Source organism: Streptomyces sp. NPDC001663, assembly GCF_042893105.1.
In the GTDB taxonomy this organism is placed as follows: Bacteria; Actinomycetota; Actinomycetes; order Streptomycetales; family Streptomycetaceae; genus Streptomyces.
This window is the reverse complement of the sequence record NZ_JBIAUR010000003.1, coordinates 604,919-618,195: the sequence shown is the minus strand read 5'-3', so window position 1 is coordinate 618,195 and position 13,277 is coordinate 604,919. Positions and strand designations below refer to the sequence as shown.

13 protein-coding genes are annotated in these 13,277 nt (G+C 70.0%); 7 read left to right on the top strand and 6 right to left on the bottom strand.

Annotation, left to right across the window (positions count from 1 at the left end):
- Window positions 1–60: 60 nt before the first annotated feature.
- Entirely contained in the window at window positions 61–2,808 is a 2,748-nt protein-coding gene (gene aceE / locus ACFY1L_RS13350; protein WP_388822658.1) for a pyruvate dehydrogenase (acetyl-transferring), homodimeric type, read from the top strand.
- Between the two features lie 90 nt (window positions 2,809–2,898).
- Window positions 2,899–3,636, top strand: a complete 738-nt coding sequence (locus ACFY1L_RS13345) for a potassium channel family protein (RefSeq protein ID WP_388822656.1) — start codon at window positions 2,899–2,901, stop codon at window positions 3,634–3,636.
- Between the two features lie 53 nt (window positions 3,637–3,689).
- On the opposite strand, the gene ACFY1L_RS13340 is transcribed toward ACFY1L_RS13345, so the two are convergent.
- Window positions 3,690–3,998, bottom strand: coding sequence for a small hydrophobic protein (locus ACFY1L_RS13340; RefSeq protein WP_388822654.1), 309 nt, complete (start codon window positions 3,996–3,998; stop codon window positions 3,690–3,692).
- A gap of 277 nt (window positions 3,999–4,275) precedes the next feature.
- Window positions 4,276–5,892 carry an MFS transporter gene (locus ACFY1L_RS13335; protein ID WP_388822652.1) on the bottom strand — a complete coding sequence of 539 codons (1,617 nt, stop codon included), beginning with the start codon at window positions 5,890–5,892 and terminating at the stop codon, window positions 4,276–4,278.
- 66 nt (window positions 5,893–5,958) lie between these two features.
- On the opposite strand from ACFY1L_RS13335, the gene ACFY1L_RS13330 reads away from it, so the two are divergent.
- The 3 genes from ACFY1L_RS13330 to ACFY1L_RS13320 all read left to right on the top strand — a co-directional run bounded on the left by ACFY1L_RS13330 (window position 5,959) and on the right by ACFY1L_RS13320 (window position 8,810).
- Window positions 5,959–6,585 carry a TetR family transcriptional regulator gene (locus tag ACFY1L_RS13330; RefSeq protein WP_388822650.1) on the top strand — a complete coding sequence of 209 codons (627 nt, stop codon included), beginning with the start codon at window positions 5,959–5,961 and terminating at the stop codon, window positions 6,583–6,585.
- Between the two features lie 92 nt (window positions 6,586–6,677).
- Window positions 6,678–7,895, top strand: coding sequence for an alpha/beta hydrolase (locus tag ACFY1L_RS13325; protein WP_388822648.1), 1,218 nt, complete (start codon window positions 6,678–6,680; stop codon window positions 7,893–7,895).
- A gap of 57 nt (window positions 7,896–7,952) precedes the next feature.
- Window positions 7,953–8,810, top strand: coding sequence for a DUF4429 domain-containing protein (locus ACFY1L_RS13320; protein ID WP_388822646.1), 858 nt, complete (start codon window positions 7,953–7,955; stop codon window positions 8,808–8,810).
- Window position 8,811: 1 nt separating this feature from the next.
- On the opposite strand, the gene ACFY1L_RS13315 is transcribed toward ACFY1L_RS13320, so the two are convergent.
- On the bottom strand, window positions 8,812–9,828 hold the full coding sequence (locus ACFY1L_RS13315; protein ID WP_388822644.1) for an aldo/keto reductase: 1,017 nt from the start codon (window positions 9,826–9,828) through the stop codon (window positions 8,812–8,814).
- Window positions 9,825–10,298 carry a MerR family transcriptional regulator gene (locus ACFY1L_RS13310; protein ID WP_388822642.1) on the bottom strand — a complete coding sequence of 158 codons (474 nt, stop codon included), beginning with the start codon at window positions 10,296–10,298 and terminating at the stop codon, window positions 9,825–9,827. Before ACFY1L_RS13310 ends, ACFY1L_RS13315 begins: the two co-directional genes overlap by 4 nt.
- A gap of 107 nt (window positions 10,299–10,405) precedes the next feature.
- Between ACFY1L_RS13310 and ACFY1L_RS13305 the strand changes: the two genes are divergently transcribed.
- Together ACFY1L_RS13305 and ACFY1L_RS13300 are read left to right on the top strand one after the other, a co-directional pair.
- Window positions 10,406–10,876: a GNAT family N-acetyltransferase gene (locus ACFY1L_RS13305; protein ID WP_388822640.1), complete on the top strand. Its 471-nt coding sequence runs from the start codon at window positions 10,406–10,408 to the stop codon at window positions 10,874–10,876.
- Between the two features lie 19 nt (window positions 10,877–10,895).
- Entirely contained in the window at window positions 10,896–11,714 is an 819-nt protein-coding gene (locus tag ACFY1L_RS13300; RefSeq protein WP_388822638.1) for a serine hydrolase domain-containing protein, read from the top strand.
- Here ACFY1L_RS13300 and ACFY1L_RS13295 read toward each other — a convergent pair.
- On the bottom strand, window positions 11,707–12,540 hold the full coding sequence (locus ACFY1L_RS13295) for a hypothetical protein (protein WP_388822636.1): 834 nt from the start codon (window positions 12,538–12,540) through the stop codon (window positions 11,707–11,709). The genes ACFY1L_RS13300 and ACFY1L_RS13295 overlap by 8 nt on opposite strands.
- Before the next feature lie 55 nt (window positions 12,541–12,595).
- Window positions 12,596–13,249, bottom strand: coding sequence for a pirin family protein (locus ACFY1L_RS13290; protein WP_388822926.1), 654 nt, complete (start codon window positions 13,247–13,249; stop codon window positions 12,596–12,598).
- Window positions 13,250–13,277 lie beyond the last annotated feature (28 nt).

Here is a 13,277-nt window from a genome sequence, read left to right as displayed (position 1 = left end):
GAACGGTGCAGGCATACCGAATTGCAGCTCAAGACAGCCCTCTGACAGGTAAGGAACAGCGTGGCTTCCGGATCCGATCGCAACCCGATCATCATTGGCGGCCTTCCGAGTCAGGTTCCTGACTTCGATCCCGAGGAGACCCAGGAGTGGCTCGACTCCCTCGACGCCGCCGTCGACGAGCGCGGCCGTGAGCGGGCCCGCTATCTGATGCTGCGGCTGATCGAGCGGGCCCGCGAGAAGCGCGTGGCCGTGCCCGAGATGCGCAGCACGGACTACGTCAACACCATCCCGACCAAGAGCGAGCCGTTCTTCCCGGGCAACGAGGAGATCGAGCGCAAGGTCCTCAACGCGACCCGCTGGAACGCCGCGGTCATGGTCTCGCGCGCCCAGCGCCCCGGTATCGGCGTCGGCGGCCACATCGCCACGTTCGCCTCCTCCGCGTCGCTGTACGACGTCGGCTTCAACCACTTCTTCCGTGGCAAGGACGAGGGCGACGGCGGCGACCAGGTCTTCTTCCAGGGCCACGCCTCTCCGGGCATCTACGCGCGCGCGTTCCTGCTCGACCGACTCAGCGAGGACAACCTCGACGCCTTCCGCCAGGAGAAGTCGAAGGCGCCGTACGGGCTTTCGTCGTACCCGCACCCGCGGCTGATGCCGGACTTCTGGGAGTTCCCGACCGTGTCGATGGGCCTCGGCCCGATCGGTGCGATCTACCAGGCACGGATGAACCGCTACATGCACGCGCGCGGGATCGCCGACACCTCGAAGTCGCACGTGTGGGCCTTCCTCGGCGACGGCGAGATGGACGAGCCCGAGTCGCTCGGCCAGCTGACCATCGCCGCGCGTGAGGGCCTGGACAACCTGACCTTCGTCGTCAACTGCAACCTGCAGCGCCTCGACGGCCCGGTGCGCGGCAACGGCAAGGTCATCCAGGAGCTGGAGTCGGTCTTCCGCGGCGCCGGCTGGAACGTGATCAAGCTGATCTGGGACCGCTCCTGGGACCCGCTGCTCGCGCAGGACCGCGACGGCCTCCTCGTCAACCGGATGAACACGACGCCGGACGGCCAGTTCCAGACGTACGCCACCGAGTCGGGCGCGTACATCCGCGAGCACTTCTTCGGCGACGACCAGCGGCTGCGCGCCATGGTCGAGGGCATGACCGACGACCAGATCCTGCACCTGGGCCGCGGCGGTCACGACCACAAGAAGATCTTCGCGGCGTTCTCGGCCGCCACGGCGCACAAGGGCCAGCCGACGGTGATCCTCGCGAAGACCGTCAAGGGCTGGACGCTGGGCCCGAACTTCGAGGGCCGCAACGCCACGCACCAGATGAAGAAGCTGACGGTCGACGACCTCAAGCGCTTCCGCGACCGCTTGCACCTGCCGATCGCCGACAAGGACCTGGAGTCCGGGGCACCGCCGTACTACCACCCGGGGCGCAACTCCGAGGAGATCCAGTACATGCACGACCGGCGCAAGTCGCTCGGCGGGTACGTCCCGACGCGCGTCGTGCGCTCCAAGCCGCTCACGCTGCCGGAAGACAAGACGTACGCGACCGTGAAGAAGGGCTCCGGCCAGCAGTCGATCGCCACCACCATGGCCTTCGTACGACTGCTTAAGGACCTCATGCGGGACAAGGAGATCGGCAGGCGGTTCGTGCTGATCGCGCCGGACGAGTACCGCACGTTCGGCATGGACTCCTTCTTCCCGAGCGCGAAGATCTACAACCCGCTCGGCCAGCAGTACGAGGCGGTCGACCGCGATCTGCTGCTCGCATACAAGGAGTCGCCGACCGGGCAGATGCTGCACGACGGCATCTCGGAGGCGGGCTGCACGGCCTCGCTGATCGCGGCGGGTTCGGCGTACGCGACGCACGGCGAACCGCTCATCCCGGTCTACGTCTTCTACTCGATGTTCGGTTTCCAGCGCACCGGCGACCAGTTCTGGCAGATGTCCGACCAGCTGGCGCGCGGTTTCGTGCTGGGTGCGACCGCCGGCCGTACGACCCTGACCGGTGAGGGTCTGCAGCACGCGGACGGCCACTCGCAGCTGCTCGCCTCGACCAACCCGGGCTGTGTCGCCTACGACCCGGCGTACTCGTACGAGATCGCGCACATCGTGCAGGACGGTCTGCGGCGGATGTACGGCGGTGACGCCGAGCACCCGCACGGCGAGGACGTCTTCTACTACCTGACCGTCTACAACGAGCCCATCCAGCACCCGGCCGAGCCGGCGAACGTGGACGTCGAGGGCATCGTCAAGGGCATCCACAAGCTGGGCGAGGGCACTTCGGGGTCGATCCCGGCGCAGATCATCGCGTCCGGTGTGGCCGTGCCGTGGGCGATCGAGGCGCAGAAGATCCTCGCCGAGGAGTGGAACGTCAAGGCGGACGTCTGGTCGGCGACCTCCTGGAACGAGCTGCGGCGCGACGCCGTCGAGGTCGAGCGGCACAACCTGCTGCACCCCGAGGAGGAGCAGCGGGTGCCGTACGTGACTCAGAAGCTGTCGGGAGCGCAGGGGCCGTTCGTGGCCGTGTCCGACTGGATGCGGGCGGTGCCGGACCAGATCGCGCGGTGGGTGCCGGGGACGTACCAGTCGCTGGGCGCCGACGGGTTCGGCTTCGCGGACACCAGGGGTGCCGCCCGGCGCTTCTTCCACATCGACGCGCAGTCGATCGTGGTGGGGGTGCTGACGGAGCTGGCGAAGGAGGGCAAGGTCGACCGGTCGGTGCTGAAGCAGGCCATCGACCGCTACCAGCTGCTCGACGTGTCGGCGGCCGATCCGGGGGCCGCCGGGGGCGACGCGTAACGCCTGTGATCGCGGTATGAGGGCGGCGGGGCCTGAGGGCCTCGCCGCCTTTGGCGTTTCTCACCCTTACTTCTTCTTTACGATGCGGTCATGGAGCAACATTCGGCGCAAGCGCGCTGGGAACACCTCACCCAGCGGCCTCTGCTGGCGCTCGCCGTGGTGTTCGCCGTCGCGTATGCCGTGCCGATCGTGGACACCTCGGCGGGGCGATCGCTCACGGTCGTGTGCACGACGATCGAGTGGGTGGTGTGGGGAGCGTTCGCCATCGACTATCTGATGCGGGTCGGACTGGCCCGCAATCGCCGGGAGTTCGTCCGGACGCACTGGCTGGACCTGTGCGCGGTGGTGCTGCCGATCCTGCAGCCGCTGCGGCTGCTGCGGATGGTGTCGACGCTGATACTCGTCGGGCGGCGGGCGCGGATGGCCTCGCAGATCCAGCTGACGACGTATGTCGCGGGAGCCGTGGTCGGGCTGCTGATGTTCGGGTCGCTGGCCGTGCTGTCGGTCGAACGGGAGTCGCCGGACGGGAACATCCGCACGTTGGGTGACGCGGTGTGGTGGTCGTTCACGACCATGACGACCGTGGGGTACGGCGACCATGCGCCGACCACCGGGCTGGGACGGATGATCGCGGTCGGACTGATGCTGTCCGGGATCGCACTGCTCGGTGTGGTCACCGCGAACATCGCCGCCTGGTTCATCTCACGGTTCGAGATGGACGACGTGGAGGAACGACGGCAGACGGAGGCGATCGAGGCGTTGACGGAGGAGGTACGGGCGCTGCGGGCCGAGGTCGCGGCCTTGCGGGAGCCGTCGGGAAGACCATGAAGAGGCGGGCCCCCGGTCCATCCGCCGGGGGCCCTTCCCTCACTCGCCCCGGGTCAGAACAGTCCGTAGCCCGGGGTTGCCGCTCCGGCGAGCCACACGATCGCCAGGAGCGTGTCGATGGCGCCCAGTACGAAGGCGACCAAGGCCGGGACCGAGCGGCTGCCCGCCCAGCTGCGGCCCATGCCGAGCCAGCCGCAGACGATCGCCACGGGGCCGAGGATGATCCCCAGCACAAAGAATCCCGCGACCGCGCAGATGACTCCGATGATTCCGAGCGTCGCGCGATCCGGCCCGGTCCGTGACCCCGTACGGCCACGCGAGCGGGGGTACCTGCGCGTTCCGTGTCCGAAGCCCGCCATCATCAACTCCCTGAACCCCGGGGTCTGTTCGGGGTTCAGGGAGCGGGTACCCCCGATGCGGTTCCTAATCCCCGTGCTGCCGGCGCGCTGTCCCCCTCCGGCAGCGCGCCGCAGCCCGGGCGCCCTCCACGCCGTACGAACGTGCCCGTGGAACATGCCGCGTGGAGGGCTGGACCCACTGTGGCCTGCGGTGCGCACCGGGTGCGAGGAATCTTTAGCCTCTTCACCCTGATAGGCGAAGTCCGTTGAAACGCCGTCAGGTTCGGTGCGATTCCCCGCGTCAGATGTGGGCCGCGCCCGCGCCCGCCTCCGCGTTCTCGCCGCGCTTGGTGAGCAGGGCGACGAAGACGGCCACGACCGCCACCCCGCAGGCGACGAGGGAGGCGAGGCTCATGCCGGAGATGAACGAGTCGTGCGCGACGTCCGCGATCTTCGCGGCGATCGCCTCCGGGGTGCCCTTGGCCACCGGTGCCACGCCGACCTGGACGGCCTCGGAGGCCTGGTCGAGCTGGGCCGGGGTCAGCTGCGGGAGCCCCGCGTCCTTCCAGTTGGCCGGGAGGTCGCTGTCCACCTTGGACGCCATCACGGCCCCCAGCACGGCCGTACCGAGGCTGCCGCCGATCTGCATCGCGGCCTGCTGGAGACCGCCGGCGACACCGGACAGCTCCATGGGCGCGTTGCCGACGATGACCTCCGTGGCGCCGACCATGACCGGCGCGAGGCCGAGGCCGAGCAGGGCGAACCAGACGGCCATCAGGCCGCTGCCGGTGTCCACCTTCAGCGTCGACATGCCGTACATGGCGATCGCGGTGGCCGCCATGCCGCCGGCCAGCGGGATGCGCGGGCCCAGCTTGGTGATCATCGCGCCCGCGAGCGGGGAGCCGACGATCATCATGCCGGTGAGCGGCAGCAGGTGCAGGCCCGCGTCGATCGGGCTCATGCCGTGCACGTTCTGCAGGTAGAACGTCACGAAGAACAGGCCGCCCATGAACGCGATGGCCATCAGCACCATCAGTACGACACCCGCCGACAGCGGGATCGAGCGGAAGAGGTTCAGGGGGATCAGCGGTTCCCTGACCTTCGTCTCCCAGAAGGAGAAGAGGACGAAGCCGATGAGGGAGGCGGCGATGAACGTCCACGTCTTGCCGTCGCCCCAGCCCCACGTCGGGGCCTTGATCAGGGCCCAGACCAGGCAGAACATCGCGCCCGACAGCAGGGCGATGCCGAGGATGTCGAAGGAGCGCGGGGCGTTCTCGGCGCGGTGGTCGCGCAGGATCAGCAGGCCCAGGACCAGGGCGAGGGCGCCGACCGGCACGTTGATGAAGAACACCGACTGCCAGTTGACGTGCTCGACGAGCACACCGCCGAGGATCGGGCCGCCCGCGGTGGAGGCGCCGATGACCATGCCCCAGATGCCGATGGCCATGTTGAGCTTCTCGGCCGGGAAGGTCGCCCGCAGCAGGCCGAGCGCGGCCGGCATCAGCAGCGCGCCGAACAGGCCCTGGAAGACACGGAAGGTGACGACCGCGGCGATGCTGCTGGACAGACCGATGGCGCCCGAGGCCGCCGCGAAGCCCGTCACGCCTATCAGGAAGGTCTGGCGGTGCCCGAAGCGGTCGCCGAGCTTGCCGGCGGTGATCAGGGAGACCGCGAGGGCGAGGAAGTAGCCGTTGGTGATCCACTGGACGTCGGCGAAGCTCGCCTTCAGGTCCTTCTGGATGGCCGGGTTGGCGATGGCCACGATGGTGCCGTCGAGGGCCACCATCATGACGCCGACGGCCACGGTGATGAGGGTGAACCAGGGGTGGCCGCGCAGTCCGGAGGACGGCGACCGGTCCGACGGGGTTACCGGCGCCTTGTCCCCCGACCCCGTCGTGTCGATGGTCTGACTAGTCATGCGTTCGAGGCTAGTGACAGCCACTGACAGTTGACAAACCAATTCACAAGTCAGTAACTGACGCATATGGAAACGCTGCGCGAACGCAAGAAACAGCGCACCCGGGACTCGCTGCTCAGAGCCGCCGTCGAGCTGTTCACCACGCGCGGCTACGAGCGCACGACCGTCGACGACATCACCGAGGCCGTCGACGTCTCGCAGCGCACCTTCTTCCGCTACTTCGCCGGCAAGGAGGAGGCCGCCCTCGCCCTGCAGGAGCTGGCGGTGGCGCGGTTCGTCGAGGCGGTGCGCGAGCGGCCGGCCCACGAGGCGCCGATGGAGGCGCTGCGCCAGGCCGTGCTGGAGGGCTGGGACAGCCTGCACGACGTCATCGAGTCCGTCGTACCCGTCGAGCTGTACTTGCGCATGTACCGGGTGATCGAGTCGACGCCGGTGCTGCTTGCCGCGCATCTGCGGCGCAACCTCGAGACCGAGGACGCCCTCGCGCGCGTGCTCGCCGACCGCGAGGGCCTGGACGTGGACGCCGATCCGCGCCCGCGTCTGGCCGTGGCGGTCTTCAGCGGGGTGATGCGGGTGACCGAACGGCAGTGGAGCACGGGCGAGGACTTCAGCCTCGAGGCGATGCGCGGGCTGACGATCGCCTACCTCGAACAAGTGGGGCCCGCACTCACCGAGAACTGGCGGACACACTGAGACACGGCGAGGTCATCGCCGCGTTTATCGAAACGTGATAGTCGTCACTCGGCTCACGCGAGACCCTCTCGTTCTCCTAGTGTGTCCTCCCAGTGACTTCCTTCGACACCTCCCCGCAACTGAACGTCTGGCGCGCGCTGCTCGCTCTGGCCGTCGTGTTCGTGATGCTGGCCACCACCGGATGGACGGCCCTGCGCAGCCACCGGAGTGCCACTCCGCTGCAGGCCTCGGTCTCCGCCTGGGACCACGGCCGCCTCCACGGACACCACGTGCCGGACGCGGACGCGACCCCCGCGCGCCTGTCCCGTTTCTTCGCCTCGCTCACCGCTCAGGAGCGAGCCGACCTCGCCCGCCGCTATCCCCTCGCGGTCGGCAACATGAACGGCGCCCCCGTCGCACTGCGCTACAGCGCCAACCGCCTCGCGCTCCAGCAGCAGCGCACGGTGGAGCGGAAACGCATGCACGACAGCCGGCTCTCCCCCGCCGGGCAGCACGACGCGGGCCGCCGTATGCACCGCTACGAGGCCCTGATGAGCAAGGGCCGGCACATCCTCGCCTTCGACCCCGAGGGCTCGGGGCGGGTCGCGGAGGTGTTCGGGAACCTGGAGAAGGCCGACCGCGTGTCGGTCGTCGTCCCCGGTGTCGACACCGACCTGCTCACCTTCCAGCGGACGAACCGCCAGTACTCGGCGCCCGTCGGCATGGCGAAATCGCTGTACGCGGCCGAGAAGGCGGCGAGCCCGACGACGCGGACGGCCGTGATCGCCTGGGCCGACTACACGGCGCCCGCCGGTCTCGGCATCGACTCGGCGACGGCGATGCGCGCGGAGGACGGCGCGGTCCGGCTGAACGCGCTGGTGCGCGCCCTGCCCGGCAGTGCGCCGGTCTCCCTGTTCTGCCACAGCTACGGCTCCGTGGTGTGCGGTGTCGCCGCGCGCTCGCTGCCGGGCCGGGTGGCCGACATAGCGGTGGCCGGCAGCCCCGGCATGCGGGTCGAGAAGGCCGCGAACCTGCACACCGCCGCCCGGGTGTGGGCGATGCGGGACGCGACCGACTGGATCCAGGACGTGCCGTACATGGAGGTCGGCGGGCTGGGCCACGGAGCGGACCCGGTGTCGACCGCGTTCGGGGCGCGGGTGCTTTCGGCGGAGGGTGCGAAGGGGCACGCGGGCTACTTCGAGCCGGACACGGAGAGCCTGCTGAACTTCGCCGAGATCGGCATTGGCGCGTACCAGTCGGTGCACTGTGCGCACGAGGACGCCGTGTGCCGGGCCGGTTTGTCCGGCGCGGCCGCGGCCGGACGCGCGTAGAAGCGCAGAAACTGCGGTGTGCGCAGGGTGGCGACGAAGGAGCAGGTCCCGCATACGATGAGCCGCATGGGTGACGTACTGGCCGGATTTCATGCTGCCTGGGAGTTCGAGTCCGACTCCGTGGTCATCCGTTACGAACGGGGGATTCGAACACCCAAGCTCTTCCAGGCGCTGGGGGAGCGTCGTGTTCCGCTGGAGGCGATCTCCGGGGTGACGCTCTCCCACGGCAAGCGCGGCACCGTCGTCCTGCGGGTAGAGGTGCGGCCGGGTGCGGACCCGTTGCTGGAGGCGGCGGCCGGGCAGCTGAAGGAAGTGTGCGATCCGTATCGGCTGGTGCTGCCTGCCGAGCGCGAGACGCTCGCGGAGTACTACGCCGACGAGCTGCGGGCCGAGCTCAAGGCGGACGGCGAGCCGGCCGAGCGGTATCTGGTGGCCGCGCCCGAGGCACCCCGGCAGTTCAAGGCGTACGACGCGAAGGCGTCCTTCGACGGCAAGACGGTCAACTTCCGCTGGTTCTGGACCGGGGCGTCCTCGGCGAAGTGGAAGGCGGGCGACCAGAGCTTTCCGGTCGCTGAGCTGAGCGGGGTCGAGTGGCGCTCGCCCGAGGTCTTCGAGGGGCATCTGCGGCTGGTACGGCGCGACGGGGCCGCGGCGCCCGCGCAGGCCGACCAGGATCCGGCGGCCGTGGTGTTCGGGCTGGGGTACGGGCCGGTGCACGAGTCACTGCCGTTCGCCGCGGCCGTGTTGGCGGCGGTGCGGGACTGCGGGCCCGCCGCGGTGGCCTCCGGGCCGGTGCGGCGGGACCCTGCCGATATCGCCGAGAGGATCCGTCACCTGGGGGAACTGCACCAGGCGGGGCTGGTGACGGATGAGGAGTTCTCGGTGAAGAAGGCGGAGCTGCTCGCAGAGCTCTGAGTCACTCCCTGCCTGCCGACGCGAACGTCATGTCCGCGTACCGGTCTCCCGCCACCTTCGCCGCGATCGGCTCCAGCAGCGCCAGCTCGTCCGCCGTCAGGTTGATCGTCGTCGCCGTCACGTTCTCCTCCACCCGGCCCGGCTTGCGGGTGCCCGGGATCGGGATGACCGGGAGGTCGTGCACTCTCGTCTGTTGCTGGACCCAGGCCAGGGCGATCTGGGCCGGTGAGGCGTCGTGGGCCTCGGCGATCGTGCGGATCGGTTCCAGCAGGGCCACGTTCGCGGCCGCGTTCTCGCCGGTGAAGCGGGGGTGCTGGCGGCGGAAGTCGTCGGCGGTGAGGTCCTTGTCGGCGTTGGTGAAGGAGCCGGTGAGGAAGCCGCGGCCGAGCGGCGAGTACGGCACCAGGGCCACGCCCAGTTCGCGGGCGGCCGGCACCACGTGGGCCTCGATGTCCCGGCTGAACAGCGACCACTCCGACTGCACGGCGGCGATGGGGTGGACGCCCTGGGCCGCGCGCAGCTCGCCGGCCGTGACCTCGCTCAGGCCCAGGTGCTTGACCTTGCCCTCGCGCACCAGCTCGGCCATGGCGCCGACGGTCTCCTCGATCGGCACGTTCACATCACGCCGGTGCATGTAGTAGAGGTCGATCACGTCGACGTCCAGCCGCCGCAGGCTGGCCTCGACGGCCTGGCGGATGTACGGCGGGTCGTTGCGGATGACCCGACGGGTGGGGTCGTCCGGCGGGATCGACAGGGCGAACTTGGTCGCGATGACGACCTCGTCCCGGTTGGCCTTGAAGAACGGGGACAGGAACTTCTCGTTCTCGCCCGCCCCGTAGGCGTCCGCCGTGTCGAACAGCGTGACGCCCAGCTCCAGCGCGCGCTCCAGCGTGGCCCGTGACTCCTTGGCGTCGGAGGGGCCGTAGGCGAAGCTCATGCCCATGCAGCCGAGGCCCTGTACGCCGACCTCGGGGCCGGCCTCGCCGAGTCGTGCGGACGTCATCCTGCTGTCGGTCATCGGGCAACCTTCTCCGCTTCGTGGGCCGAGGGGCGACCGGCGTCCGCGTAGAAGCTGATCTTCCGGTCGAGCACGGCGAGGGTGTCCTGCAGCTCGGCGATCCGGGCCAGTACGTCCCGGCGGGTCGCCTCGAGGAGTTCGAACCGCTCGCCGAAGGTGTGGTCGCCCTCGCGCACCAGCTCGGCGTACCGCACCATGTCGGCGACCGGCATGCCGGTGAGCCGGAGCTTGCCGACGAGGTCGAGCCAGTCGAGGTCGCGGTTGCTGTAGCGGCGCTGGCCGGTGTGGGAGCGGTCGACGTGCGGCATCAGGCCGATGCGCTCGTACCAGCGGAGAGTGTGCGCGGTCAGCCCGGTGAAGGCGACGACCTCGCTGATCGTGTAGCTGTCCTGGCCTTCGGGGCGCCGGTGCGGGTGGGGCGGGGCGGCGCAACTGTCGGTCCTGGTGGGCGTGGTCTCCATCACCGTCATGGCCTCAACGCTATGACCTTCGAGTGCACTCCAAGCAAGCGGAACCCGTAAGAACCCGTAAGAAATCGGCAGGACATGGCGTGGCGGCCCTGGCTACCGTGCGGTTCATGAGTCTCGTACGCCGTGCTGTGCCCGAGGACGCGCCGGAAGTGCTGCGGCTGCGCCAGGTGATGATCGACGATCTGCCCGGCGGGGACAAGTCCGTGGAATGGCACGAGCAGTCGCTGCCGGTCCTGCGGGAGCGGCTGGGCGAGGCGGACGGGGACTTCGCGGCGTTCGTCGTCGACCACCCGGAGCGGCCGGGGGCGCTGGCGGCGCTGGTCGTCGGGACCGTCGACTACCGCATCGGGAAGGCGGGCAACCCGCACGGGCGGGCCGGGTACGTCTTCAGCGTCGCCACCGACCATCAGGCGCGCCGTCGCGGGTACGCGCGCGCGTGCATGGAGGAGCTCATGGAGTGGTTCCGCGAGCGGGGCGCCGGACAGGTGATGCTGACCGCGTCCCCGGAGGCCGAGCCGCTCTACGCCTCCCTCGGCTTCGTCCACAAGCCGGACCCCACGATGATGCGCAGGCTCTGAGCCGCTTAGGCTCGTCGGCATGTCCTTGCAGAGCCTTGCGTTGATCGAAAACTGGCCGGTTCCCACCGCCGCGGCAGGTGTCGTCCGGGCCGACGGGACGGTCCTGGGTACGCACGGGCCGGTCGACCGGCGTTTCCCGCTGGCCTCGGTCACCAAGCCGCTCGCCGCTTACGCCGCCCTCGTCGCGTACGAGGAGGGGGCGATCGAGCTCGACGAACCGGCCGGTCCGCCCGGCTCGACGGTGCGCCATCTGCTGGCCCACACCTCGGGGCTCGCCTTCGACGAGCACCGGGTGACCGCGCCGCCCGGGGAGCGCCGCCTGTACTCCAACGCCGGCTTCGAGCAGCTCGGCGACCACATCGCCAAGGCCGCGGACATCCCGTTCCGGGAGTATCTGCGCCAGGCGGTGCTGGAGCCGCTCGGGATGACGTCCACGTCCCTGGAAGGCTCCCCGGCCAAGGACGGCGTCTCCACCGTCGACGACCTGCTCCGCTTCGCCGCCGAGGTGCAGGCGCCGCGGCTGCTGGACCCCCGTACGGTCGCCGAGGCGATGACGGTCCAGTACCCGGGCACGAAGGGCGTCCTGCCGGGCTACGGCCACCAGAACCCCAACGACTGGGGCCTCGGCTTCGAGATCCGCGACTCCAAGTCGCCGCACTGGACGGGGAGTTCCTCCTCCGCCCGCACCTTCGGTCACTTCGGACAGTCGGGTACGTTCCTGTGGATCGACCCGGTCGCGGGCGCGGCGACGGTCGCCCTGACGGACCGGGCGTTCGGGCCGTGGGCGGTCGAGGTGTGGCCGGCGTTCACGGACGCGGTGCTCGGGGAGCTCAGCTAGCGGACGTCTGCGGGGGCAACGCCGCACGGTGCGCGAGCACCTCCGAGGTGAGGCGTTCGATGGCGGAGCGCAGGGGGCGGGGTTCACCGACCGGCCTCCAGTCCTCGACACTGACGGGCAGGCCCGCCGCCCTGATCCCGGCCGCGAGCGCACCGAAGCCGCCGTTGTCCCGCATGGCCGTGACCAGGATGACGGCGTGGCAGTCCGTCCCTGCGAGGCGCCCCATGAACTCGTCCACGAGCTCGGCGGGAAACTCCCTGGGCACGCTGCGCGCGTACAGCGCGAAGACCCCGATCCGTACGGCGCGATCGGGCGACTCAAGGACGACGAGAGGTTCACCGACCTCCGCCTCGGGGTGCGGTTCGACCCGCTCGCCCGCCAGGGCGTCGGCCACGACCCCGTCCCTCACCCGGGCCTCGAAAAGCAGCGACTCGATCAGGGCCAGCAGGGCGTCGTCGCCCGTGAACGGGTCGCCGTGCACCGCGTCGATGATCCCCTTGAGCCGGTTCGCCTCCGCGTCGGGGAGCCGGCCCGCCGCGCGCGTCAGCGCCCTGACGCGCCGCTCGGCCAGGCGCAGTTCGAAGTCCCGGATCCTCGCGCCCACCACGGGCATCCCGCTCACCGCGACCAGCAGGAACAGCGCGCCGACGACCAGCATCGCCACGCTCCCCGCCTGGTTTCCGCCGGTGAACACAGCGACCACACCGCTGACGGCCAGCACTCCGCCGATGGCGCCCGCGGCCTGTTGCTGCCTCTTGGTCAGCGGAACCGGTTCGGTGTGCTCACTCGAATCAGCCTCGACTTGCCGCGACTCCCCCTCGGACATGTGCCGATGGTAAGTCAGCAACCATGGTGCGCAAGGGACTTGAGCCGACGAGACATCACCGGCCCATCTCCCACACCAACACCTCGGCGTCCGTCACCCCGACCGCCTCCAGTTCCTTGGCGTCCGTGATCCGCGCCGCGTCCCCCGCCCCCAACTCCTCGCCGTCCAGCCGCACTTCACCGCGCACCACATGCACGTACACATACGCCCCGTCCGGCACCGCCGTCCGCTCCCCCGCGGTCAGGCGGCGTACGTGGAGCATCGCGGCCGCTTCCGGGACCGCGTACGGGGTCGAGTCCGCGATGCCGTGGACGATCTCGTAGGAGGGGTCGCCGCCCGGCTCCAGGGGCGCCAGCCACATCTGGACGAAGGTCAGCGGGGCGTCGCCGTCGTTGCGCTCGACGTGGCGGACGCCCGCCGCCGCGCTCAAACGCTGCACGTCGCCGGGGCGGACCCGGGTCTCGTGGCCGGTGGAGTCGCGGTGGGTGAGCTCGCCCTCGACCACCCACGTCACGATCTCGGTGTGGCTGTGCGGATGCTCGTCGAAGCCGGCGCCGGGGGCGAGGCGCTCCTCGTTGCAGGCGATCACCGCGCCGAAGCGGAGGTTGTCGGGGTCGTAGTGCGGGCCGAAGGAGAAGGCGTGCCACGACTCGATGCCGGCCGCCGCATCGCCCCCCGGGTAGCGCTCCGCAGCGCGCCGTACGTCCATCACGAACCCCACGGTAGCGGCGCGGGCA